The sequence below is a fragment of the Sphingobium sp. L-44 genome (assembly GCF_056859495.1).
This window is the reverse complement of sequence record NZ_JBSXOQ010000123.1, coordinates 62,870-86,628: the sequence shown is the minus strand read 5'-3', so window position 1 is coordinate 86,628 and position 23,759 is coordinate 62,870. Positions and strand designations below refer to the sequence as shown.

Here is a 23,759-nt window from a genome sequence, read left to right as displayed (position 1 = left end):
GCATCATGCGCCTCAATCCCGCCGCGTGCAACGGATCGATGGCCAGCGAGGCCAGCATCACCCGTGGCGCGCCGTTGCTCGGCGAGCATAACCATCTGGTCTATGGCGAGATATTGGGATTGCGTGACAGCGAAATTGACGACCTGATCGCCCGTCGCGTCATTTGGTAATCAGCCGCTCTTGCAAGTTCATCGCCAGCCATTAGAATTTTGCGAACGATTCGCAAAAAGGAAAGAAGATGGCGCAGCCCAATGTCTATCAGGTGTCGGACTGGAATGGATCGAGCGGTGAACGCTGGGTCACGCACCGGCAGCGGCTCGACGCCATGCTCGCGCCCTTTGGCGATGCGGCGATCGCGGCGGCGGCGGTCCGGCCGGGCGAGCGCGCGCTGGACGTGGGATGCGGCGCGGGCACCAGCAGCATCGCCCTTGCCCGCCAGGTCGGCGCGACCGGCGAGGTGCTGGGCCTCGACATTTCCGGGCCGCTGATCGCGCTTGCCCAATCGCAGCAGCCCGCCGACCTGCCGATCCGCTACGCGCTGGCCGATGCCGGCAGCGCGACATTGAACACCCACGGCTTCAACCTGCTCTTCTCGCGCTTCGGCGTGATGTTCTTCGACGATCCCGTGGCCAGTTTCGCGCATATGCGGCGCTGGCTGCGGCCGGGCGGGCGGATCGCCTTCGTCTGCTGGCGCGCGGCGGCGGACAATGACTGGGTGCGCCTGCCGATGGGCGCGATCCGCGACATCGTGCCGCCGCTGGCGCCGCCCGATCCCGAAGCACCCGGCCCCTTCTCCTTTGGCGATCAGGCACGGGTAACGCGCATCCTGACCGACGCCGGCTTTGCCGCCATCGACCTCACTGCGGTCGATGGCGTCATCCCCTTCGGCCAGGGCGCCGATCGCGAGACGGCGCTGGACGATGCCCTCGCCATGGCGTTCGAGGTCGGCCCGCTCTCCCGCGCGCTCGCCGATCAGCCTGCCGATATACGGGATCGCGCAGCCCAGGCCGTGCGCAGCGCCTTCGCCGCGCGGCCTGGCGAGACGGCGATCCTGATCGACGGCGCCGCCTGGATCGTGACCGCCACCAATCCGGGCTAGAGTAGCCGCACCGGCCGGGATATAGGCGCGCCATGACCGAGCATCCCGCCTATCGCCAGATCGGCCTCATCGGCACCGGCCGGGTCGCGCGCGCGCTGGGTCTGGCGCTGGCCCCGCACAGCGCCGCGCCGATCCTGGTGCAGGGTCGCAATCCGGATCATGCCGCCGCTGCGGTCGAGGCGATTGGCCGTGCGCAGGCCGTTGCCCTGTCACCTTCGCTGTCATCCGGCTGCGACCTGATACTGCTGGCGGTGGCGGACGACGCCCTGCCGGCGGTGATCGCGGACCTGGCTACCATGCCCCTGTCCGCCACCATCTGCCATGTCAGCGGGCGCAGCGGCGCGGCGCTGCTCGATCCGCTCCGGGCACAGGGCGCGACCACCGCCGCCGTCCATCCCGCCATGACCTTCACCGGCGATCCGGCCGCCGAAGTCGCGCGGATGCACGGCGCCCGCTTCGCCATCACCGGGGCCGACGCGCCTTCTATCGCGGCGGCGCGCAGGCTGGTCGCGCTGCTAGGCGGCGTGGCGGTCGAGGTCGCGGAAGAACATCGTGCCCTCTATCATGCCGCCCTCTGCCATGCGGCCAATCATCTGGTCACGCTGATCGCCGGGGCCTCCGATGCGCTGGTGACAGCCGGCGTGGCGGAGCCCGGCGCGCTGCTGGCGCCACTGGTCCGGGCCGCGCTCGACAACAGCCTGGATCGCGGGATCGATGCCCTGTCCGGCCCGCTGCTGCGCGGCGACCGACAGACGATCGGCAATCATCTGGCAGCGCTGACCTCGCACGCACCCGAGCTGCTGCCGGCCTATCGCGCCATGGCGCTGGCGACGCTCGACGCGCTGGACCGGGACGAGCGCGCGCTGCGCGACGATCTCAGCCGGCAAAGCGGCTGTTGATCATCCGGGTGGTCGACCAGCCGCCATCCACCGCGCCCGAGCGGTCGATGCGCCGCCAAATTGATGTCCCTTCTGCACAACAAGGACCGATAGGCCCAGATGGACCGCATGCACACCTATATCTGGAAACCGGCCACGCGATGACCCCGCCGGCCAAGGCGCCGATGAATGTCTACGAGGTGCGGGTTGTGGACGATCGGATCGAGATCGCCCGCTAGCCTGCCCGCGGCCGCATCAGGGCCAGGAAATCGGCCAGTGCCAGCCGCGGATCGAGCTGGGTGAAAAGCCGGATCGAGCGCCCGGGGATTTCAGCGCCATAGCGGGAATCATCCAGCAGACGCCGGCCGGCGATGATCGACGAGGCACTGCTCTCCGAAGACACGGACGTCAGCAATACCATCGGACTGTCGCCCAGGGTGATGGCGCCGCCCAGCTGGACGAAGGGCGGCAGATCGGCATAGCGGCCATAGAGCCAGTTCGCCGTCGCCGACATCGGCCGCAAGGTCGCCGTCATTTCCGCCACCGACATCTGTAGCTGGCGATAGGCACCGGCGGGAATTTGCCAGATCGGCATGCGGCTCCGCTCGATCACGGCACGCGCGGCTTCCAGATCGGTGGACAGATTATATTCGCTGCCGCCCTGCGGATAATCGGCGCCGCCGATCCAGACCAGTGTCATGCGATCGGCGATCGCCGGCTCCAGTTGCAGCGCCTGGGCGAGATTGGTGAGCGGCCCGCCGCAGGTGAAGAAGAGCGGCAGCGGATCGTCCCGCATCGCCTCCGCCACGATCGCCCGTGCCGCCGCCGACGCCTGTGCCCCGGCGACGCCGAAGCGCTCGCTGCCTGCGATCACCGGACAGAGATTCGTCAGCCCCATGATCTTCATCAGGTCGATCGCCGCCTGTTTGCCCGCCGCGGCGGTTGCGCCGGCCGGCTGTCCGCCCAGTGCCGCCAGCTTCGCGTCGAGCGCCGATGTCGTGACCAGCACTGGCCGGGCCGCCTTCGTCGCCAGTTGATGCGCGAGCGCGATCAGGCCGTCGGGATCGCCGGCGAAATCATTGTCGATGATGATGCGCGCCTTGGGCGCCTGCCGGATCACCGGCAGCGCGGATCGGGCGGCCGTGCCGATCATCAGGCTGGCGCCCGCTGCGATGAATCCGCGCCGATCGATCTGTGTCCGCATGCCTCTCCCCTGTCTGGGCCGAGGGCTGGCATGGAGCGGCCAAAGGGTCAAATAGCGATTTTCAGGTAGGCCATAGGCCAGCGCTATGGATGGCTGAGCAGCCCGCGCTGGCCCAATTTTCGGCGACCTGTAAGCACGTCCATTGGTGCGGCCGGCCGGTGAGGAATGCCGAGCGCCACGGCGGAGCGGCTGGGCTATGCTGAACAGACCAGCTTCGGCCGCGCCTTCAAGCGCTGGACCGGGCAGACGCCAAGGCAATTCCGTAACGCCTAGCGCAGCAGCCGCACCCAGGCATCGGACAGCGCCTCCAGACCGAAATGGTCGATCCGGTCGCCGGGGCGGATCGCGGTGGCGAGGTCCAGTTGCCGTGCCAGCGCATCGGCCATCGCCGCCGCATCGGCCGGGTCGACCAGTAGACCGCAGCGTCCATGATCCAGCAGGTCGACGGCGTTGCCGGCGCTGCGGGACGCGACGATCGGCACATCCACGGCCATCGCCTCCAGCAACACATTGGGCGATCCTTCCCACCAGCTGGGCAGGACAAAGGCATCGGCATGGGCGAGCCAGGGGAAGACATTGTCGACCGTGCCGGGCAGGTCGAGATCATCAGCTATACCGAGCGCCTTCGCCTGCGCGCGCAGGCTGTCGCAGGCGCGGTCGCGGCTTTCGCCCAGGATGATGAGGCGCGCCGGCCTTTGCCGCCGCAGCAGCGCAAAGGCCGCGAGCAAGGTGGCGAAATTCTTCTGCGGCGCCAGCCGGCCGATCGCCAGGATCACCGGCGGCGAGCGCCCCATCCAGCGATGCGGCACCGGCCCGTCCGCCAGGAAGCGGGCGGCATCGGCATCGATGCCATTGGGGATCACCGCCACCTTGCCCGCCCGCGCCGCGCCGGCAAAGGCAGGCGTATCCGCCAGGGTCGGCGACACCAGCACCAGATGATCGGCATCGCGCGCCAGCAGCCGCGCCATCGCGGTGCGACCAAGGCGTCCAAGCCCGCCCGAGGGCGCCCCCGCCGCATTGCGCATGATGTCGTTGCTGATGCGATAGATGCGCCGCACGTCGCGCAGCCCCTGGCTCGCCGCCCAGGCGGTGCCATGGCCATGATTGCCCGCCGAAATCAGCGTCGCCCGCCCCCGCGATCGCAGATGCCGCCGCAGCGCCGCGATCGCCTGCAGCTTTTCGCGCGGGCGCGACGGGTTTGGCCCGGCCAGCAGCGCATGATGCGGCACGCCGGTCACGCCCTCGCCGCCCGGCAGCGCCGTCACCAGTTCGACATCCAGCCCGCGCGCCGCCAGTTCGGCGGCCAGGATACGGACATTGCGCACCACGCCGGTCGCGGCCAGCGCATGGACATAGAGGATGATCACGCCCGGCGCGGGTCGCGCTCGATCGCGCCGGCCGCCTGCCAGCGCTGCGGCGGCAGATGGCGCAGATGATGGCAGTAAAGCGCGCCCAGCCGGCTGTCGGCCAGCCCCCGGCCGCTCACCAGTTGCATGATGTCGGTGCCGGGGTTCCAGTTGCCTTCGACCAGCATCGGGCCGTCCGGCGTCAGGCCAATATCCCAGCCGATCACGGTAAAGCCCGATCGGAAAGCGAGATGCGCGCGCAGCGCGAGCGCCACGGCGGCATCGAGATCGGGCACCGGCCGGCCGCTGATGGGCGCACCGGTCAGCGGATGCCGGTCGCAGCGGATCGGCGCGCCGTCCGGCCCCGCCTGCCAAACGGGGCCGCAACACCCGTTGCCGTCGACCGACAGCACCAGATTGCCGGCATTGAAATTATCCACGGGTCGGCCACCACCGGCGGACAGGCGCAGCGCCAGCGCGCAGGCCTCGGGCGTGCCGACCTCGTCCAAACAGGTAACGACCCGCAAGGTCGGCAGCGCGCCCGGCGACATGTCCGCCAGCGCTTCATGGGTGGCCAGGCAACGCTGGATCACCCCGCCGGCCGCCCACAGCGCCAGCAGGCGCGCGCGCAGCGCGTCGTCGGCGATCGGCCCTTCACCCCCTTCCCAGCGTCCACCCTTCTTCTCGAAGCGCACCACGCCCTGCCCCTTGGAGCCATAACTGGGCTTGGCGATGATGACGCTCTGGCCATGCAGCCAGCTGGCGATATCACTCGTCTCCAGCGCGAAGCTGTCGGGCAGCGGCAAGCCGGCAGCGACGGCATGGCGGGCGAAAAGCTGCTTATTCTTGAGCGGATTGGCCTCGGCCGGGAAGGCACCGGGATTGAGCAACCGATGCAGCCCCTTGCGATCGCGCATGCTGAGCCCCTGCGCCCGCACCGTCTCGCACAACAGGCGCCGTTCCGACGCCGCCCAGCCGCTGCGCCCGCTCGCCGCGATCAGCCGCGCAACCGTTCGGCGACCCACCGGCCAATGTCGACGCAACCCGTCATGATAGGCCGCCAGCAGGACATTGCCGTCGGCCGGGGGCAGCGCACGCAGCGTGAACAAGGGTCAGGCCGCCTCGACCCGCGCCAGCCGCCGCTCCAGCAATTCGCTTGCCACGCCATGGCTGCGCGCATTGTCGACGTCGATCGCGACCGCGCCGTCGCTCAGGATCACCGGCGCGATCACCATGCGAAAGCGGCGGGAGAAACGCGCGAAAGCCTGACCCAGCGTGCCGATGCCGAAGCGGAAACGGATCAGGTTGAGCAGGCCGAAGGCGCCGATGATGCGCATCGGATGCTTCACGAATTGCCCGCCCGAGCGGAAGGTCTCGGCCGCCGCCAGCGCCTTTGCATCCTTCAGCCAATAGGTGTTGCAGTTGGAAAATTCGTCGTCGGCGAAGCGATAGAATTTGCGTTGCCCCTGCGGATGCGCCGCCAGCACCGACGCGCGCCGGGTGAAGGCGACGGCGGCGTTCGCACCCTGCGCCGCGCAGCCGTCCAGCATTTCGGCCAGGGCATCGGGCGTCAGCAGCACATTATCGGCGGTGGTGATGAGCAACGGGAAGCGGGCGCCATCGGTCGCCGCCAGCACGGAATCAACCAGATTGGGCCGGGCCGGAATCGCGACCAGCCGCCCGGTGTTCCGTAGCCCCCGCAGCTGCGGCAGGGTGTCGAGCACCGCCACATCCTCGATCGCGACGCGGATCTCGCCAATGCGCGGACTGGCCGCCAGCGCCTCGATCACATGGACCAACATCGGCTGGCCGACCACCGGGACCAGGCATTTATGGGTGACGCCCGCCGCCTGTGCGAGCGGATCGGTCGCGCCGTCGCGCTTGCCGGCGAGCACCAGCGCCGTTGCCGTGCCGGGCATCAGGCGGCCTCCAGCACCGGCATTCCGGTCAGCAGGCCATGGCGGGCCAGGCTGTGCGCGACGATGGTTTCGACCAGGCTCTGATGATCGACGCCGATCGACGCGGCAGAGCGCGAGATCGTCTTTTTCGACCAGAGATTGCAGGACAGGTTCACTTCCATGAACAGCAGCTCGCCCGACGCCGGATCGTAGCGATACTCGAACCGGCCATAGTCGAACGGCCAGAGTTCGGGCAGCAGGCGGCGGGTCATATCCTCCAGCCGCGTCCGCAGGTCATGGTCCTCGACCAGGATCAGCGGATCATCGCCCGCATCGATCAGGCCGCGCTTTTCCTCATAGCTGCGCTCGCGATGCGGATCGGCCGGCACATACATCATCGGCGGGAGAATCCAGGGCTGGCCGCCGCTGCCGCCGACGACCGGCACGGCCACGTCGAGCAAGGGCGCCCAGGCCTCGACCAGCACGTCATGGCCCAGGCCATGGAGATGATCGGCATGGGCATGGGCCTCCGTCCAGTTGTCGACCATCGCGAGGCCCCAGGAGGCCGAGGACGCGTTGGGCTTCACCACCAGCCGTTCCGCCTGGAATTCCGGGCCGGCCGGCATGGCACCCCGACGCAGGATACGCGCCGGCATGGTCGGCACGCCATGGGCGCGAGCGATCAGCTTGGAGAGATATTTGTCGTCGGACACGCCACGGACGATCGGGCTTGCACCCAGGAAGGGCACGCCGCGCCAGGACAGCAGGAGCGGCGCCAGCATCTCGCTATTCTGGAATCCGCCGCGATTGAGCAGGGTGACGACGAAGTCGACATCCGGCCTGTCGAACAGCGCATCATAGCTGTCGGCGACCGCGACATGGAGGCCGATCGCCTCCAGCGTCGATCGCATCTCATGATGATAGACGGCATGATTGCCATCCACGCTGTCGGCGCCGCCGCCCTTGCAGGCATGCTTGGCCAAGAACAGGAGGCGCAGCCGGGCCTTGTCGGCCGGGGAGATGCGCATGCAACGGTCGATCGGGTTCAGCATGGCGCCGCAATAACGCGCGCCCGTTACGCTGGATTGACGGTGCGATGACGCCGGTTGGTCGATCCGGCGACAGGGTCGTTACGAAATGGCTTCAGTTTTCGGACAATGGCTCGAACAGGGCCGGGTGGCGCGCGCGCAGCGTCAGCAGCAGGATCACCAGCTTGCCATCCTGCAATTGCTGCGTCTCGAACCGGCGCCACAGGTCGGCGAGCGGCAGTTCATGGACCAGGATATTCTCCTGCTCCTCGACCAGGCCACCGCCATCGGCGACACGGTCCCCCGCGTAATAGGGTGCCAGGAAATAATCGATCTTCTCGGTGACGACGCTGGGAATGCTCCAGATCTGGCCGACCGGCTCCAATATGTCGAGCGCCACGCCCGCTTCCTCCAGCGCTTCGCGCCGGGCGCAATCGGCCGGTTCATCCTCCAATATGCCGGCGATCGCCTCCAGCATGTCGGGCAGGCCCGCGAGCATCACCGGCGTACGCGGCATCGAGACGACCAGCGCAACTCGCCGTTCCGGATCATAAGGCAGCACCGCAACGGCACGGCGCATCTCCACCACATGGCGGTCGCATTCCACGCCGTCGTCCATCCGCAGCCGCACCAGCCGCAGGTTGAGCCAGCCTTCATACAGGGCGCGGCTCGACAGGATTTCGGTCACGCCGCCACCATCTGAACCGCCACCGCCTCGGCCACCTTGATGCCGTCGATCGCCGCCGAGAGGATACCCCCGGCATAGCCCGCGCCCTCGCCCGCCGGGTAGAGGCCGGCAACGTTGAGGCTCTGAAAATCCTTGCCGCGCGTGATGCGGATCGGCGAGGAAGTGCGGGTCTCCACGCCGGTCATCACCGCGTCGGGATCATCATAGCGGGCGATCTGGCGACCAAAGGCGGGCAGCGCCTCATGAAACGCCTCGATCACATAGTCGGGCAGGCAGAGCGACAGGTCGGTCGGCGTGACCCCCGGCTTGTAGGAGGGCACGACCGATCCCAGCTGGGTCGAAGGCCGACGCGCGAGGAAGTCGCCGACCGTCTGCCCCGGCGCCCAATAGGAAGAACCACCCGCGACATAGGCCAGGCTTTCCCAATGGCGCTGCAGTTCGATCCCGGCCAATGGCCCCTCGGGGAAATCGCGCGCCGGATCGATGCCGACGACCAGCCCCGAATTGGCGTTGAACTCGGCGCGGCTATACTGGCTCATGCCATTGGTGACGACGCGCCCTTCTTCGGAGGTCGCAGCGACCACCCGGCCACCCGGACACATGCAGAAGCTGTAGACGGTGCGGCCATTGGCGCAATGATGGGCGAGGCTATAGGCGGCCGCGCCCAGGTCGGGATGGCCAGCGCAATTGCCATAGCGCGCCTTGTCGACCCAGCTTTGCGGATGCTCGATCCGCACGCCGATCGAGAAGGGCTTGGGTTCTATATGCACGCCCTTGCCGTGCAACATCTCGAAGGTCGGGCGGGCACTGTGGCCCACCGCCATCACGACATGATCGGCCTCGATCACGCTGCCGTCGTGCAGCACCAGCCCGCGCAACTTCTGCGTGCCGTCGCCCTGCCGTTCCAGCACCAGGTCATCGACGCGGTGCTGCCAGCGATATTCGCCGCCCAGCGACTCGATCTGCTTGCGCATGGCTTCGACCATCGAGACCAGGCGGAAGGTGCCGATATGGGGGTGCGCCTCCCACAAGATATCGTCAGGTGCGCCGGCGGCGACAAACTCCTCCAACACCTTGCGACCCAGGAAGCGGGGATCCTTCACCCGGCAATAGAGCTTGCCGTCGGAGAAGGTGCCGGCGCCGCCTTCGCCGAACTGGACGTTGGAATCGGGATTGAGTTCGGCCCGGCGCCACAGGCCCCAAGTGTCCTTGGTCCGCTCGCGCACCACCTTGCCGCGATCCAGGATGATCGGCTTGAATCCCATCTGCGCCAGGATCAGGCCGGCGAACAGGCCGCACGGCCCGGCGCCGATCACCACCGGGCGCTTGCCCTGCCAGCCGTCGGGCACATGGGCGACGAACTTGTAGCTGGTGTCGGGCGTCGGCCGGACATCATGGTCCTTGGCAAAGCGCTCCAGCACCGCGGCCTCGTCGGCTACCTCAATATCGAGCGTGTAGACCAGCTGGATCGCGCTGCGGCGGCGCGCATCATTGCCGCGCCGCACGACGCTGTGGCCAAGCAGTTGCTGCGGCTCCAGCCCCAGGCGTTCGCAGATGGCGACGGGCATCGCCTCGGCCGGATGGTCGAGGGGCAATTTCAAACCGGAAAGACGGATCATGGCGCCGCCCATAGTCGCAAATCGCCCGAAATGCTATTCCCCGAGGCCGTGGCACGGCCGATCGTCCTGCGCATCTTCTAACCTTGACGTAAACGTAAAGCCGTCATAGTCTTTGCTCATGAACACGCGCACCAGCATTGCCGGCATCGAGCTTCCCGATGACCGTGACCAGCAGAGCTACAGCATCACCGACCTCAGCGAGGAATTCGGCGTCACCGCCCGTGCCCTGCGCTTCTATGAGGATGAAGGGCTGATCGCGCCGGAGCGCCAGGGCCTAGCCCGCGTCTATTCGCGCCGCGACCGGGCGCGTCTGGCGTGGATCCTGCGCGGCAAGCGCGTGGGCTTCAGCCTCAACGATATTCGCGAGATGATCGACCTCTATGACGCCGACGAAGGTCATGAGGAACAGCGCCGCGTGACGATCGACAAGTGCCGCGCGCGCATCGACCTTCTGACCCGCCAGAAGGACGATATCGATGCCGCCATCGCCGAACTGGCGAGCTTCATCGGAACGATCGAGAAATAAGCCGGAGCCGCATCGTCGGCTCCCCCGCAGCAGAACAAAAACGCCTGGAGAAGATTCATGCCCAGCTATAACGCCCCTGTCCGCGACACCCGCTTCGTGCTCGACCATGTCGTCGGGCTGGATCGCTACGCCAATCTGCCCGGTTTCGAGAATGCGACCCCCGATTTGGTCGAGGCGATCCTGACCGAAGGCGGCAAGATCGCGTCGGAAGTGCTGTTCCCGATCAATGCCGTGGGCGACAAGGAAGGCTGCACCCGTCATGCCGACGGCAGCGTCACCACGCCGACCGGCTTCAAGGCGGCCTATGACCAGTTTGTCGAGGGCGGCTGGACCACGCTGCACGCGCCGACCGAATTTGGCGGCCAGGGCCTGCCCAATGTCGTCGCCACCGCCGTCACCGAATATGTGCTGTCGGCCAACCAGGCGTTCGAAATGTATCATGGCCTGACCGCCGGCGCGATCGCCGCGCTGATCGCCAAGGGCAGCGACGAACAGAAGGCTACCTATCTGCCCAACATGGTGTCGGGCGTCTGGACCGGCACGATGAACCTGACCGAGCCGCATTCCGGCACCGACCTCGGCCTCATCAAGACCAAGGCCGTGCCGAACGGCGATGGCAGCTTCGCGATCAGCGGCACCAAGATCTTCATCTCGGCCGGCGAACATGACCTGGCGGAGAATATCATCCACCTCGTCCTCGCCAAGACGCCGGGTGCGCCCGACAGCAGCAAGGGCATCTCGCTATTCGTCGTGCCCAAGTTCATCGTCAACGAGGACGGCTCGCTGGGCGACCGCAACGCCGTGTCCTGCGGTTCGCTCGAACATAAGATGGGCATCCACGGCAACGCCACCTGCGTCATGAACTATGACGGCGCCAAGGGCTGGCTGGTCGGCGAGGAGAATAAGGGCCTGGCCGCCATGTTCATCATGATGAACGCCGCGCGCCTAGGCGTCGGCCTGCAGGGCCTGGGCCAGGGCGAGATCGCGTTCCAGAACGCCGTCCATTATGCCAAGGACCGTCGCCAGGGCCGCGCGCTCACCGGCCCCAAGGAGCCGGAGGAAAAGGCCGACACGCTGTTCGTCCATCCCGATGTCCGCCGCATGCTGATGGAAGGCAAGGCGCTGACCGAGGGCCTGCGCGCGCTGATCCTGTGGGGCGCATTGCAGCATGACCTGTCGCACAGCGCCGCGACCGAGGAAGAGCGTCAGGCGGCCGACGATCTGCTGCAACTGCTGACCCCGGTGATCAAGGGCTATGGCACCGACAAGGGCTTCGACGTTGCGGTGTCGAGCCAGCAGGTGTTCGGCGGCCATGGCTATATCTGGGAAAATGGCGTCGAGCAGTATGTCCGCGACGCCCGCATCGCCCAGATCTACGAAGGCACCAATGGCGTGCAGGCGATGGACCTGGTCGGCCGCAAGCTGCCGATGAATGGCGGCCGCGCGCTCCAGGCCTTCCTCAAGATCCTGGCCACCGAAATCGCCGAGGCCAAGACCAACGAGAAGCTGGCGAGCTTCGCCGATGCACTCGAAAAGGCCAAGGGCCAGCTCGAAGCGGCGACCATGTGGCTGATGCAGAACGCGATGAAGAACCCCGACAATGCCGGGGCCGGCGCGCATCATTACATGCACATCCTGGGCATCGTCGCCACCGGCCTGATGTGGCTGCGCATGGCGAAGGCCGCCACCGGCCTGCTCGACGCGGGCGAGGGCGATGCCGGCTTCCTGGAAGCCAAGCTGGTCACCGCGCGCTTCTTTGCCGAACGCATCATGCCCGACGCCGGTTCGCTCCGCCGCAAGATCGAGGGTGGCGCCGACACGCTGATGGCGCTCGACCCGGACATGTTCCTGGCGGCCTAAGCAGGCTTAATCCCGCCCTGCCGTGCCTTCGGGCCGGGAGGGCGGGCATTCGCCGATGCGGCGGCCGTTGAGGAGATAGCGTGTCTCGCCGCGAACCCGCTCCATTTCGATCGTTGCGAGCATCACCCCCTGGATTGTCTCGGCGGACAATATCGCGCTCAGGCGCATGTCGGTGCTGCCATAACGCGACGGACAGGAGCGGGTGACACTCAGCCGCCCCTCCTCCACCTCCATGCGTGCCAGCATGCAGCCCTTGAGCCCCTCGCGCTCGAAATGATCATCGACAAATTGCTGCAACGTCTCCGCATCGCTGCGGCTGAGGCATAGCTGATAGCGATAGCCCGGCGGCGCCGGCGCCGGGCTGCTCTGCGGGCGGGCGCCGATCACCTTCCACCCTACCATCTGGGTGAACATCCGGCCCTTATCGATCTCCCACAGGCCCGGCCTGATCCGGTAGCGCGATCCGGTCACAAGAATATCCGCATTCCGTTCGACCGGCGGCAGGCTGATCTGCGGACCGGGCAGCGCGACCGAAGCGACCGGTTGCCGCGCCTGTTCCAGCGCAGCGGGACGAACGAGGACCACATCCTCCGCTTCCATATCCGCATCGACCAGCGCCGCGATCCGGTCGCTGACGCAGGCCTGCGCCTCGCGCCGTCGGCCATGGCCATCGGCCACGCACTGGCGCACGAATTCACACATCGCCTGATCGACCCGATCCTCGCCGCTGCTGCGCGTGATCGTGCAGCGGACAAGGTCGCGGCCGCGCACATCATAGTCGATGCCCACCTTGCGCAACTTGGCGGCGGTGACGACGATCGGATCGTCCGCATCGGCCGCGACGAGCGACGAGGACAGAAGCATCAGCGCGCCTGTTGCGATCGGTCGCATGTCCCGCCTCTCCTGCTCTGTCCTTGGCCAAGGATCACCCGAAGCGCGCCGCCATGCAAGTCCGAACGAAGGCGCAACGATCCGCTCTGGCCCTGCACCCTTTTCACCGATAGACAGGGGCGATGAACAGCCCGCCGCCGGCACAGGATGTGATCCCCCACCGCCCGGTGCGGACGCTGGGGCTGGCCGCCTGCATCGCGCTGGTCATGGGCAACATGATCGGATCGGGCGTGTTCCTGCTGCCCGCTGCGCTCGCCCCCTTCGGCTGGGATGCGGTCGCCGCCTGGGTGTTCACCATCGCCGGCTCCTTGATCCTGGCCTTCGTGATCGCCCGGCTGACCGTCGCCATGCCCGATGCCAATGCCGCGCAGATGAGCGCGCGCGCCTATGACCCGTTGGCCGGCTTCGCGATCGGCTGGATCTACTGGCTGTCGATCATCATCACCAATGTGACGATCGCGGTCGCGGCCACCGCCAACCTGTCCAGCCTGCTGCCGGTGCTGAACCGGCCGGGCATGGGCGCGCTCTGTTCGATCGGCTTCATCTGGCTGACCACCGCGATCAACCTGCGCGGCGCCCATGCCGCCGGCACGGCGCAACTGGTAACGACGATCATCAAGGTCGTGCCGATCCTGGTCGTGCTGGTGCTGCTGGCGCTGACGATCGGGCGCGGCACGGCGGAAATCGTGCCCTTCCCGGCCCAGGGCTTTACCGGCAGCGGCATCACGGCAGCGGCGGCACTGACGCTGTGGGCCCTGCTCGGTTTCGAATCTGCCTCGGTCGCGGCCGACAAGGTCAAGGATCCCGCTCGCACCGTGCCGCGCGCGACGATGATAGGCACGGCGGTCACCGGCCTACTCTATCTGTTCGTCTGTTCCGGCATCGCCCTCACCCTGCCCGGCGCGGAAAGCCAGACCGGGTCGCCCTTCGGCGCCTATGTCACCCATTATTGGTCGGCCGGCCCCGCCAGCCTGATCGCGACCTTCGTCGTCATCAGTTGCCTTGGCGCGCTCAATGGCTGGACCTTGCTGCAAGGCGAAGTGCCGCTGGCGATGGCGCGCGCGGGCGAACTACCGGCCTGGCTGGCGGGCACGGATGCGCGCGGCACGCCGGTGCGCGGACTGATCCTGTCGAGCATCCTTGCCAGCCTGCTACTGGTGGCCAACAGCCTGCAGGGGCTGGTGGCCTTGTTCACCGCCATGGCGCTGCTCGCGACATCGGCTACGCTGTGGCTCTATGTGGGTTGTGCGCTGGCCGCGCTGCGGCTGCGGATTGCAGTTCCGGCGGCGGCGATTGGCCTCGCCTATGCCTGCTGGACTTTATGGGGCGCGGGTCTCATTCCCAGCGGCGCCAGCTTCCTGCTGATGGCGGGTGGCCTGCCCTTCTACTGGTGGGCGCGGCGCACCAGCGCCACGCCCTGACCAGCCCTGTGGGGAGGCTCAGTCCCCCCACAATTCCTTGAGCTTGCCGAAGAAGCCGCTCGATTGCGGGCATTCCTCGCCGGTCTCGGTCTCGCGGAAGGCCTCCAGCAGTTCGCGCTGCTTGGCCGTCAGCTTGGTCGGCGTCTCGACATCGACCTGAACGACCAAGTCGCCCTGACCGCGGCCGTTCAGCACCGGCATGCCGGCGCCGCGCTGCTTGATCTGCTTGCCCGACTGGATGCCGCTCGGAATCTTGATCTCATGCCGCTGGCCATCAAGGCCCGGCACTTCGATCATCCCGCCCAGCGCCGCCGTCGTGATGCTGACCGGCACGCGACAGAATAGCGTGGTGCCATCCCGTTCGAAGATGCTGTGCCGCTTCACATGCAGGAAGATGTAGAGGTCGCCCGCCGGCGCGCCACGCGCACCGGCCTCGCCCTCGCCCGACAGGCGAATGCGAGTGCCTTCGTCAACGCCCGCCGGGATATTGACCGACAGCGTCTTGGGCCGATCGACCCGGCCTTCGCCGCGACAGGATTTGCAGGGGCTTTCGATCACCTGGCCCGCGCCATGACAGCTGGGGCAGGTGCGTTCAACCACGAAGAAGCCCTGCTGTGCCCGCACCTGGCCATGGCCATGGCAGGTGCCGCAAGTCTTGACCCCGGTGCCCGGCTGGGCGCCCGACCCTTCGCAACTGTCGCAGGCGGCCGACACCTCGATCTGGATCTCGGTCTTCTTGCCATGATAGGCTTCGTCCAGCGTGATTTCGAGATCATAGCGCAGGTCCGCGCCGCGGCGCTGCTGCTGGCGTCCGCCACCACCGCCGCCAAAGCCGGCCTGGCCAAAGATCGTCTCGAAAATATCGCCAAGGTCGGAGAAACCACCGGCACCGCCGTGGAATCCGCCGCCGCCGCCGCCCTGTTGCTGCTGCTTGAACGCGGCATGACCGAACCGGTCATAGGCCGCCCGCTTCTGCGGATCCTTCAGGCAGTCATAGGCTTCGGAAACAGCCTTGAACTTGGCCTCGCTGTCGGTGCAGCCCCCGGTCTTGTCCGGGTGATATTTCATCGCCAGCTTGCGATAGGCGCTCTTGATCGCGGCCCCGTCGGCTGTGCGTTCTACTTCGAGCAGTTCGTAATAGTCGATTTCGGTCGTCATCTCGCCCTCGGCGCGCACGGTCCCCGGCCTCGCTCCGAACGGATGCACTGGTCAGAAACCAGCATGTCCGCCCGAAGCGAAGTCGAGGAGCGTTTCATGGGGCTTACGCCTTGTTGTCGTCCACTTCGGAGAATTCGGCGTCGACGACGCCGTCATCGGCCTTCGGCGCTTCGGCCTCCGGCGAGGCTGCAGCAGCCTGCTCCTTCTCGTAGATCGCCTGGCCCAGCTTCATCGCGACGGTCGCGAGTTCCTGCGCCTTGGCCTTCATGGCTTCGGCGTCGCCGCCTTCGATCGCCGACTTGGTTTCGGCAATCGCGGCTTCGATCTCACCCTTCAGCGAAGCGTCGACCTTGTCGCCATGTTCGGCCAGCTGCGCCTCGGTCGTGTGGACCAGGCTTTCGGCGTTGTTCTTGGCTTCGGCCGCCTCGCGACGCTTCTTGTCCTCTTCGGCGAAGCGCTCGGCATCCTTGACCATCTGGTCGATGTCGGAATCGCTGAGGCCGCCCGAGGCCTGGATGCGGATCTGCTGTTCCTTGCCGGTGCCCTTGTCCTTGGCGGACACGTTAACCAGGCCGTTGGCGTCGATGTCGAAGGTGACTTCGATCTGCGGCACGCCGCGCGGCGCCGGCGGGATGCCGACCAGGTCGAACTGACCGAGCAGCTTGTTGTCCGCCGCCATTTCACGCTCGCCCTGGAACACGCGGATGGTCACCGCCTGCTGATTGTCGTCGGCGGTCGAATAGACCTGCGACTTCTTGGCAGGGATGGTGGTGTTGCGGTCGATCATGCGGGTGAACACGCCACCCAGCGTCTCGATGCCCAGCGACAGCGGAGTCACGTCGAGCAGCAGCACGTCCTTGACGTCACCCTGCAGCACGCCGGCCTGAATGGCGGCGCCCATGGCGACGACTTCGTCCGGGTTCACGCCGGTGTGCGGTTCCTTGCCGAAGAATTCCTTCACGGCTTCGCGCACCTTGGGCATGCGGGTCATGCCGCCGACGAGGACGACTTCACTGATCTCGCTGGCGGTCACGCCGGCGTCGGCCAGAGCCTTCTTGCAGGGCTCCATCGTGCGCTTGATGAGGTCGGCGACCAGACGCTCCAGATCGGCGCGGGTGATCGTCTTCACCAGATGCTTGGGACCATTCTGGTCCGCGGTGATGAAGGGCAGGTTGACTTCGGTCGACTGGGCCGAGGACAGCTCGATCTTCGCCTTTTCAGCGGCTTCCTTCAGACGCTGGAGGGCCAGCTTGTCCTTGGTGAGGTCGATGCTTTCCGCCTTCTTGAAGTCGGCAGCCAGATATTCCACCAGCTTGGCATCGAAATCTTCGCCGCCCAGGAAGGTGTCACCGTTGGTCGACTTCACTTCGAACACGCCATCGCCGATCTCCAGGATCGAGATGTCGAAGGTGCCGCCGCCAAGGTCATAGACGGCGATGGTCTTGCCGTCCTGCTTGTCGAGGCCATAGGCGAGCGCGGCCGCGGTCGGCTCATTGATGATGCGCAGCACTTCCAGGCCCGCGATCTGGCCGGCGTCCTTGGTCGCCTGACGCTGGGCGTCGTTGAAGTAGGCGGGAACGGTGATGACCGCCTGCGTCACGGTTTCGCCGAGATAGCTCTCGGCGGTTTCCTTCATCTTCTGCAGGATGAAGGCGCTGATCTGCGACGGGCTATATTCCTCGCCACCAGCCTTGACCCAGGCGTCGCCATTCGGGCCCTTCGCGATGTCATAGGGGACGAGTTCCATGTCCTTCTTGGTCATGGGATCGTCGAAGCGGCGGCCGATCAGGCGCTTCACCGCGAAAATCGTGTTGTCCGGATTGGTGACAGCCTGGCGCTTGGCCGGCTGGCCGATCAGACGTTCGCCATCCTTGGCGAAGGCGACGATCGACGGCGTGGTGCGCGCACCTTCCGCATTCTCGATCACCTTGGGCTTACCGCCGTCCATCACAGCGATACAGCTGTTGGTAGTGCCAAGGTCGATACCGATAACTTTTGCCATTTGTGTCCTCTTTGAACCCCAAAATAAATTCAGCGGTTGACGGCCCAATACCTCACGTAAGCGCCAAGGCAAGGCCGGTTTGCGCAAGGGATATAGGCGCGCTTTCGCTTGGCACAAGGATCAGGCGCGATTAGTCAGGCATTGACCGGAAACGAGACAGTCACGGAGCCCTGATCCATGCGTGCGCCCCTTGCCCTTATTGCCCTCGCCGCGCCGCTGGCCCTTGCCGGCTGCGGCGACCCTGCACCCAGCTATGTCGACCAGGCCTGGGTCCGGCTGTCACCCAACAAGGAGACGCCTTCGGCCGGCTATTTCGTGGCGCATGGCGGCGACGCCGGGGTGCAGTTGCGCGGGGTGATGACCGACTATGCGCTCAAGGTCGAGATGCATGAAAGCGTCGGCAAGGACGGCATGATGTCGATGCAGCCGATCGAAAGTGTCGACGTACCCGCCAAGGGCACGGTGGCCTTCGCGCCGGGCGGCAAGCATCTGATGATCTGGGGCGTCAACGATACCGCGATCAGCCGGGGCAAGATGCAACTCACCTTCCTGATGTCGAACGGCGATCGGTTGCTGGTCGATGCGGTGATCCGCAAGCCCGACGGCAGCGCACCGGCGGCGCCTGCTGCGGACAACGCGACGGAAGAGCATAAGGCGCATTGACCAGCCGCCCGCTGACACTTGAGGAGGCCGCGCTCGCCCGGACGATGTTCGGCGGCGCGATCGCCTATGACCGGGTGCGGGTCCACAACCGGAAATGGTGGCCGTTCCAGCCGCGCGCCGTGACCATGGCGCCCGACGGCGACCTGTGGTTTCATCCCGAAGGCGGGCTCTTCTGCGACGATTTCTGCGCCAGCCCGCTCAGCCTGCAGGGCCTGTTCATCCATGAGATGACCCATGTGTGGCAGGCGCAGCGGTCGGGCAAATATTGGCTGCCGCTGATGCGCCACCCCTTTTGCCGTTATGATTATGCGATCGAGCCGGGCAAGCCCTTCGCCCGATATGGCATCGAGCAGCAGGCCGAGATCGTCCGCCATGCCTTCATCCTGCGCCAGGGTGGCCGGGTGGAAGACAAGCCGGGGATCGAGATTTATGAGGCACTGTTGCCGTTTGCCATGACCTGATCGCTCCCCTCACCCGCCATGGCCGCTGCGGCAGCCGTCGGGGACGACACTGCGGCTGAGCGAAGCGGTGGAGAAGATATCGGCTTCGGGCAGGCTGTGGCTGTAGGTGAGGACCGCGCTGGTCAGGCGCTCCGTCGCGTCATCATTGGCGTCATGGATCGTCGCCGCGATGATCGCGCCATCGTCGAGCACATCATAGGTGCGCAGATTGCCGTCATCGGCGACCGCGATGCGGGATACAGGGCCATAGCGACCGCCGGTCTCCCGCCCCAGAAATTCCTTGGCGACCAGCTTGCGGTTGGCGTTGACGCCACAGGCGGCGGCCGCGAGTGACGGCGAAGTTGACACTTCACCAGTGCGCACGTCGAGATGCTGCGCCTCCCCGGTCGCGCAATTGGCGACGATGCGGTCGCGCGGGGTTTCGACCCGGTGACGGTCGCCCTGATGATATTCGGCCGCCCATTCCTTGAGCTGCACTTCCTCGCTGGGCGTCACCACATTCCAGGTGCAGACCGCATATGTCGCTTTCGTTGTCCGCGTCAGCGCCAGCACCGCGCCCACATCTTCAGGCGGGGCCGCTGCCGTCAGCAGCAAGGGCAGCAGGATCATCCCCTGACGTCCAACAGGTTTCCGCATCGCCGGCACCTCCTTGATCGATCGGTACCCAAGCTAGAGCCTGATCGCGCGCTGGCAATGGGCAAAGAAAAAGGGCGGACCAGATGGCCCGCCCTCTTCAGATTTCCGGCATGATGCCAGAGACTTAGTATACGCGCGCCTTCGGCTTGATATACTCGGCCTCGTCGGTCATCGTATAGTCGTGGACCGGACGATAATCGAGCGTCACCTTGCCGCCCGAACCACCCCAGCCTTCGAACCAGCTGATGGTGTGCTTCATCCAGTTTTCGTCGTCGCGGTTCGGGAAATCCTCATGCGCATGGGCGCCGCGCGATTCCTTGCGGGCCTCGGCGCCTTCCATCGTGCAGATGGCCTGGCTCATGAGATTGTCCAGTTCCAGCGTCTCGATCAGGTCGGTGTTCCAGATCAGCGAACGGTCGGCGATCTTGACGTCCTGCAAGCGCTTGTTGACCGCCTGCATCTTGACGACGCCATCGGCCAGCAATTCGCTGTCGCGGAACACGGCGGCATGCTTCTGCATGGTGCGCTGCATGTCCATGCGGATGTCCGCCGTCGAGGTGGTGCCGTTGGCGTTGCGGTAGTGATCGAGGCGCGACAGCGCCAGATCGGCCGCATTGGCCGGCAGCGGCTTGTGCGGGGTGTTGGGCTTGAGATTGTCCTTGAGGAACAGGCCGGTTGCGCGGCCGAACACGACAAGGTCGATCAGCGAGTTGGAGCCAAGGCGGTTCGCGCCATGGACCGACACGCAGGCCGCTTCGCCGACCGCGAACAGGCCCGGCACCACGACTTCCGGATCGTCGCCGACCTTCGTCACCACCTGGCCATGATAGTTACAGGGGATGCCGCCCATATTGTAATGGACCGTCGGGGTCACCGGCAGCGGCTGGCGGGTCAGATCGACACCGGCAAAGATCTTGCCGCTTTCGGTGATGCCCGGCAGGCGCTCGGCCAGAACCTTGGGGTCGATATGGTCGAGGTGCAGGAAGATATGATCCTTGTGCTCGCCGACGCCACGGCCCTCGCGCATTTCCATCGCCATCGAGCGCGACACGACGTCACGCGACGCCAGATCCTTCGCCGACGGGGCATAGCGTTCCATGAAACGCTCGCCTTCGGAATTGGTGAGGTAGCCGCCTTCGCCGCGCGCGCCTTCGGTGATCAGCACGCCCGCGCCGTAGATGCCGGTCGGATGGAACTGGACGAACTCCAGATCCTGCAGCGGCAGGCCGGCGCGCAGCACCATGCCGCCGCCGTCGCCGGTGCAGCTATGGGCCGAAGTGGCCGAGAAATAGGCGCGGCCATAGCCACCGGTCGCCAGCACAACGGCATGGCTGCGGAAGCGGTGGATACTGCCATCTTCCATGCAGATGGCGATGAGGCCGCGGCATTCCTTGCCGTTCGGGCCATCTTCCATGATCAGGTCGATGGCGAAATATTCGATGTAGAAGTCGGCGTCATACTTCAGGCTCTGCTGATACAGAGCGTGCAGCATGGCGTGGCCGGTACGGTCGGCGGCGGCGCAGGTGCGCTGCACCGGCGGGCCGGCGCCCATATTCTGCATGTGGCCGCCAAAGGGGCGCTGATAGATGGTGCCGTCCTGGTTGCGGCTGAACGGCACGCCGGCATGTTCCAGCTCGATCACCGCCGCCGGCGCTTCGCGCACCATATATTCGATCGCGTCCTGGTCGCCCAGCCAGTCCGACCCCTTGACGGTGTCGTACATGTGCCAAGTCCAGTGGTCGGGGCTGTTATTGCCGAGCGAGGCGGCGATGCCACCCTGCGCCGCCACGGTGTGGCTGCGGGTCGGGAACAGCTTGGTGATGCAGGCGGTCTTGAGACCCGCTTCGGCGCTGCCCATGGTGGCGCGCAGGCCCGAGCCGCCGGCACCCACGACGACGGTGTCGTAGGTATGGTCGATGATCTTGTAGGCTTCGCTCATTACTTGACGACCCCGATGAAGGCGATCTTGGCGATCGCGAAGACGCCCGCGGCAGCGCCGGCATAGGCATAGAAGTTCAGCAGCAGCATCGAGAAGAAGGCCAGGCCCTTGTCGTGGACATAGTCCTCCAGCATGACCTGCATGCCCAGGCGCAGATGCATGAAGATGCTGACGACCATCAGCATCAGCGGCACGGCGACCAGCGGATTGTGGATCCAGTTGACCACGCTCTCATAATCGAGGCCGGGCAGTGCGATCAGGCTGAAGAGCAGCCACAGCACCAGCAGCAGATTGCCGATGGCGGTGTAGCGCTGTGCCAGCCAGTGGTGCGCGCCATGCTTGGCCGAGCCAAGACCGCGGACGCGGCCGATTCCGGTTCCGGTACCCATCAGAATTTCCCCAGGCAGATCGCGGCCCAGAAGGCGGCGGTAGCGATCGTCGACAGCACGAAGGTCAGGATCGACCAGGTCTTGCTGGTCTTGAGATCATAGCCCGCACCCATGTCGAGCACGAAGTGACGCAGACCCGAGAAGAGATGCTGGAAGAAGAACCAGGACAGGCCCGCCATGACCAGATAGCCGATCGGCGAGGTCGCGCAGGTGACGAAGGTGGCATAGGCTTCCGGGCCGGTCGCGGCGGCCATCAGCCACCAGATGAGGCCAAGAGCACCAGCGGTGGCCAGGCCATTGCCCGTCACGCGGTGAATGATGGAGACGGCCATTGCCGGCCCCCATTTCCAGATCGTCAAATGCGGCGAGAGCGGCCGGCTTGTGGTTCGCGCCATGTCTACCCAGGTCCCTGCTATGTCCTTTGAGTCCGCTCCCCTTAGGAGCGAAGACGCCGAAGGGCAAGCCGCGCGGAACATGTCGATGCGCGCGCCCAAATAAGAAGTGATTAACCAAATGGCGCTATCACCGCCTGGTTCGTCCTGACACCTATTTGGGGTTCTGCAATCCATGACTTCCGCCACCACGCCCAGGAACGCCATCGCCCAGATGCTGGCCGAAGTGGACCCCCGCGGTGATCTGGCCCGTGGCATGGCCGAAATCGAGCAGCTGGTTGCCGACGATGCGGTGATTGCCGCCCGCACCTTCTTCTCCACCTATATGGACAGTTCGGGCCTGCGAAACCGATTGCAGCCAACGACGCTGGCGAAGATCGAGACCGCCGCGCATGAATATGTCCGCCAGAAGCTGCGCCATTACAGCGCCGGCGACTGGGCGCTGTCCTCCACCGCCTGCGTCCGCCACGCCCGCAAGCACGGCATTTCGGTGCGCGGCGTGCTGCTGCCCGTCGCCGCGGCCAACGAGAAACTGACCGATATCATCTGGGAACGCGCAGCCGACGACGCCACCCGGCGCCGGCTGGTCGACATCATGGCGCAGGTCGGCATGGTCGATGCCGGGCTGATGGCCAATGTGATCGCGATCGACGATGCCGAAAGCCAGCGCAATGCGCGCCAGCAGTTCGGCGTCCTGTTCGAACAGCGCATCATGGGCGAGATCGACGGCGCGTCGCAGCTGGGCGAATCGCTGCGCGAACAGGCCAAGGATGCCTCCGCCGCGACCCGCGGCATGCTGGGCAAGGCGTCGGAAGTCGCCGCCGCCGCCGAACAATCCGCCCTTGCGATGCGCGAGGCCGCCCGCACCTCGGCCGGCCTGATCCGCGCGATCGAGGACGCGCGCACCGAAGTGGAAAGCGCCGCCGAAGTGGCACAGCGCGCCGCGTCGCAATCGGGCGACGCCGTTTCCATGTCGGCCACCCTGTCGGACCATGCCAAGTCGATCGAATCGATCCTGGGCCTGATCCGCGACATTGCCGGCCAGACCAACCTGCTGGCGCTCAACGCCACGATCGAGGCCGCCCGTGCCGGTGACGCCGGTCGCGGCTTTGCCGTGGTGGCGCAGGAAGTGAAGAGCCTGGCCAACCAGACTGCCCGCGCCACGGACGAAATTGCCGGCAAGATCGCCGCCATCCAGGCATCGACCCGCCAGTCGGTGGAGACCAACGAGCGCATCCGCGACACCGTCGGCGAAGTGCAGGCCAGTGCCCAGCGCATCCGCCACGCCATGGACGCCCAGGCCCAGACCGTGACGATGATCACCGCCGCCGTCGACGAGACCGCGCTGGCGGCCGACTCGATGTCGACCACCATTTCGGCGATCCGCCAGGACACCGAAGTGGTCGCATCGGAAATCGACCAGCTGGAACGCGGCTTCATGAGCGTCGAGGGCAAGCTGTCCAGCCTGCGGCATGCCTCTAGCGACTTCGGCCGCCAGGTCGCCTGAGACTGGGCTGAGGCCGGGCTGCAAATAGCGCCTTTCTGCGCTTCCGGTGCTCACGTGCTTCAAGCACGTTCCGTCGGACCGAGGCACGTGACTCGGTCCGAGGTTCTCGAAAGTCACTATTTTCGCTCCGGCCTGAGCCCAATCTGACAATTGC

Annotated in this window: 25 protein-coding genes; 11 read left to right on the top strand and 14 right to left on the bottom strand. The window is 66.2% G+C overall.

What is annotated here, in order from left to right:
- Window positions 1-5: 5 nt before the first annotated feature.
- The 4 genes from AC13EK_RS24320 to AC13EK_RS24305 all read left to right on the top strand — a co-directional run bounded on the left by AC13EK_RS24320 (window position 6) and on the right by AC13EK_RS24305 (window position 2,216).
- Window positions 6-170 (top strand): hypothetical protein, encoded by a 165-nt coding sequence (locus AC13EK_RS24320; RefSeq protein ID WP_234792148.1) that lies wholly within the window; start codon window positions 6-8, stop codon window positions 168-170.
- A gap of 68 nt (window positions 171-238) precedes the next feature.
- Complete coding sequence (locus tag AC13EK_RS24315) at window positions 239-1,099, top strand: class I SAM-dependent methyltransferase (RefSeq protein WP_069336525.1); 861 nt, start codon at window positions 239-241, stop codon at window positions 1,097-1,099.
- A 32-nt stretch (window positions 1,100-1,131) separates the two neighbouring features.
- The gene (locus tag AC13EK_RS24310; protein ID WP_069336526.1) at window positions 1,132-1,998 is read left to right on the top strand and encodes a Rossmann-like and DUF2520 domain-containing protein; all 867 of its coding nucleotides are present in this window, start codon (window positions 1,132-1,134) and stop codon (window positions 1,996-1,998) included.
- Window positions 1,995-2,216, top strand: coding sequence for a Rieske (2Fe-2S) protein (locus AC13EK_RS24305; protein WP_069336527.1), 222 nt, complete (start codon window positions 1,995-1,997; stop codon window positions 2,214-2,216). Before AC13EK_RS24310 ends, AC13EK_RS24305 begins: the two co-directional genes overlap by 4 nt.
- Here the strand turns inward: AC13EK_RS24305 and AC13EK_RS24300 are convergent.
- Complete coding sequence (locus AC13EK_RS24300; RefSeq protein WP_069336528.1) at window positions 2,213-3,181, bottom strand: nucleoside hydrolase; 969 nt, start codon at window positions 3,179-3,181, stop codon at window positions 2,213-2,215. The two genes, AC13EK_RS24305 and AC13EK_RS24300, sit on opposite strands and share 4 nt — an antisense overlap.
- A 165-nt stretch (window positions 3,182-3,346) precedes the next feature.
- Between AC13EK_RS24300 and AC13EK_RS24295 the strand changes: the two genes are divergently transcribed.
- Entirely contained in the window at window positions 3,347-3,454 is a 108-nt protein-coding gene (locus tag AC13EK_RS24295; RefSeq protein ID WP_010339317.1) for a helix-turn-helix domain-containing protein, read from the top strand.
- On the opposite strand, the gene AC13EK_RS24290 is transcribed toward AC13EK_RS24295, so the two are convergent.
- The 6 genes from AC13EK_RS24290 to AC13EK_RS24265 all read right to left on the bottom strand — a co-directional run bounded on the left by AC13EK_RS24290 (window position 3,451) and on the right by AC13EK_RS24265 (window position 9,760).
- Entirely contained in the window at window positions 3,451-4,548 is a 1,098-nt protein-coding gene (locus AC13EK_RS24290; protein WP_069336529.1) for a glycosyltransferase, read from the bottom strand. The genes AC13EK_RS24295 and AC13EK_RS24290 overlap by 4 nt on opposite strands.
- Window positions 4,545-5,636 (bottom strand): sugar-transfer associated ATP-grasp domain-containing protein, encoded by a 1,092-nt coding sequence (locus AC13EK_RS24285; RefSeq protein WP_069336530.1) that lies wholly within the window; start codon window positions 5,634-5,636, stop codon window positions 4,545-4,547. Before AC13EK_RS24285 ends, AC13EK_RS24290 begins: the two co-directional genes overlap by 4 nt.
- A 3-nt stretch (window positions 5,637-5,639) precedes the next feature.
- Window positions 5,640-6,446: an NTP transferase domain-containing protein gene (locus AC13EK_RS24280; protein ID WP_004210209.1), complete on the bottom strand. Its 807-nt coding sequence runs from the start codon at window positions 6,444-6,446 to the stop codon at window positions 5,640-5,642.
- Window positions 6,446-7,477, bottom strand: a complete 1,032-nt coding sequence (locus AC13EK_RS24275) for a D-alanine--D-alanine ligase family protein (RefSeq protein ID WP_069336531.1) — start codon at window positions 7,475-7,477, stop codon at window positions 6,446-6,448. The genes AC13EK_RS24280 and AC13EK_RS24275 overlap by 1 nt, the downstream gene beginning before the upstream one ends.
- A gap of 91 nt (window positions 7,478-7,568) precedes the next feature.
- Window positions 7,569-8,141 carry an NUDIX domain-containing protein gene (locus AC13EK_RS24270; protein WP_069336532.1) on the bottom strand — a complete coding sequence of 191 codons (573 nt, stop codon included), beginning with the start codon at window positions 8,139-8,141 and terminating at the stop codon, window positions 7,569-7,571.
- Window positions 8,138-9,760, bottom strand: coding sequence for an NAD(P)/FAD-dependent oxidoreductase (locus AC13EK_RS24265; protein WP_069336534.1), 1,623 nt, complete (start codon window positions 9,758-9,760; stop codon window positions 8,138-8,140). The genes AC13EK_RS24270 and AC13EK_RS24265 overlap by 4 nt, the downstream gene beginning before the upstream one ends.
- A 118-nt stretch (window positions 9,761-9,878) precedes the next feature.
- On the opposite strand from AC13EK_RS24265, the gene AC13EK_RS24260 reads away from it, so the two are divergent.
- On the top strand, window positions 9,879-10,286 hold the full coding sequence (locus tag AC13EK_RS24260; protein ID WP_004210206.1) for a MerR family transcriptional regulator: 408 nt from the start codon (window positions 9,879-9,881) through the stop codon (window positions 10,284-10,286).
- Between the two features lie 57 nt (window positions 10,287-10,343).
- A complete protein-coding gene (locus AC13EK_RS24255; protein WP_037506263.1) occupies window positions 10,344-12,146 on the top strand; it encodes an acyl-CoA dehydrogenase C-terminal domain-containing protein in 1,803 nt (600 codons plus the stop codon).
- Window positions 12,147-12,152: 6 nt separating this feature from the next.
- Here AC13EK_RS24255 and AC13EK_RS24250 read toward each other — a convergent pair whose 3' ends face one another.
- Window positions 12,153-13,037 (bottom strand): DUF3617 domain-containing protein, encoded by an 885-nt coding sequence (locus AC13EK_RS24250; RefSeq protein WP_483022427.1) that lies wholly within the window; start codon window positions 13,035-13,037, stop codon window positions 12,153-12,155.
- Window positions 13,038-13,159: 122 nt separating this feature from the next.
- Between AC13EK_RS24250 and AC13EK_RS24245 the strand changes: the two genes are divergently transcribed.
- Window positions 13,160-14,458, top strand: a complete 1,299-nt coding sequence (locus AC13EK_RS24245) for an APC family permease (RefSeq protein ID WP_483022426.1) — start codon at window positions 13,160-13,162, stop codon at window positions 14,456-14,458.
- A gap of 18 nt (window positions 14,459-14,476) precedes the next feature.
- On the opposite strand, the gene dnaJ is transcribed toward AC13EK_RS24245, so the two are convergent.
- Together dnaJ and dnaK are read right to left on the bottom strand one after the other, a co-directional pair.
- On the bottom strand, window positions 14,477-15,616 hold the full coding sequence (gene dnaJ, locus AC13EK_RS24240; RefSeq protein WP_069336877.1) for a molecular chaperone DnaJ: 1,140 nt from the start codon (window positions 15,614-15,616) through the stop codon (window positions 14,477-14,479).
- Window positions 15,617-15,719: 103 nt separating this feature from the next.
- Window positions 15,720-17,618: a molecular chaperone DnaK gene (gene dnaK / locus AC13EK_RS24235; protein ID WP_004210200.1), complete on the bottom strand. Its 1,899-nt coding sequence runs from the start codon at window positions 17,616-17,618 to the stop codon at window positions 15,720-15,722.
- A 177-nt stretch (window positions 17,619-17,795) separates the two neighbouring features.
- On the opposite strand from dnaK, the gene AC13EK_RS24230 reads away from it, so the two are divergent.
- Together AC13EK_RS24230 and AC13EK_RS24225 are read left to right on the top strand one after the other, a co-directional pair.
- Entirely contained in the window at window positions 17,796-18,281 is a 486-nt protein-coding gene (locus AC13EK_RS24230) for a copper chaperone PCu(A)C (RefSeq protein WP_069336873.1), read from the top strand.
- Window positions 18,278-18,742, top strand: a complete 465-nt coding sequence (locus AC13EK_RS24225) for a vgr related protein (RefSeq protein WP_069336872.1) — start codon at window positions 18,278-18,280, stop codon at window positions 18,740-18,742. Before AC13EK_RS24230 ends, AC13EK_RS24225 begins: the two co-directional genes overlap by 4 nt.
- A gap of 9 nt (window positions 18,743-18,751) precedes the next feature.
- On the opposite strand, the gene AC13EK_RS24220 is transcribed toward AC13EK_RS24225, so the two are convergent.
- The 4 genes from AC13EK_RS24220 to sdhC all read right to left on the bottom strand — a co-directional run bounded on the left by AC13EK_RS24220 (window position 18,752) and on the right by sdhC (window position 22,038).
- Window positions 18,752-19,378 (bottom strand): hypothetical protein, encoded by a 627-nt coding sequence (locus AC13EK_RS24220; RefSeq protein ID WP_483022425.1) that lies wholly within the window; start codon window positions 19,376-19,378, stop codon window positions 18,752-18,754.
- A 124-nt stretch (window positions 19,379-19,502) separates the two neighbouring features.
- A complete protein-coding gene (sdhA, locus tag AC13EK_RS24215; RefSeq protein ID WP_483022424.1) occupies window positions 19,503-21,317 on the bottom strand; it encodes a succinate dehydrogenase flavoprotein subunit in 1,815 nt (604 codons plus the stop codon).
- Entirely contained in the window at window positions 21,317-21,706 is a 390-nt protein-coding gene (gene sdhD, locus AC13EK_RS24210; RefSeq protein WP_004210192.1) for a succinate dehydrogenase, hydrophobic membrane anchor protein, read from the bottom strand. Before sdhD ends, sdhA begins: the two co-directional genes overlap by 1 nt.
- Window positions 21,706-22,038, bottom strand: coding sequence for a succinate dehydrogenase, cytochrome b556 subunit (gene sdhC, locus AC13EK_RS24205; protein ID WP_004210189.1), 333 nt, complete (start codon window positions 22,036-22,038; stop codon window positions 21,706-21,708). The genes sdhD and sdhC overlap by 1 nt, the downstream gene beginning before the upstream one ends.
- Window positions 22,039-22,312: 274 nt before the next feature.
- On the opposite strand from sdhC, the gene AC13EK_RS24200 reads away from it, so the two are divergent.
- Complete coding sequence (locus AC13EK_RS24200; RefSeq protein ID WP_010339301.1) at window positions 22,313-23,605, top strand: methyl-accepting chemotaxis protein; 1,293 nt, start codon at window positions 22,313-22,315, stop codon at window positions 23,603-23,605.
- The last annotated feature ends 154 nt before the right edge of the window (window positions 23,606-23,759 follow it).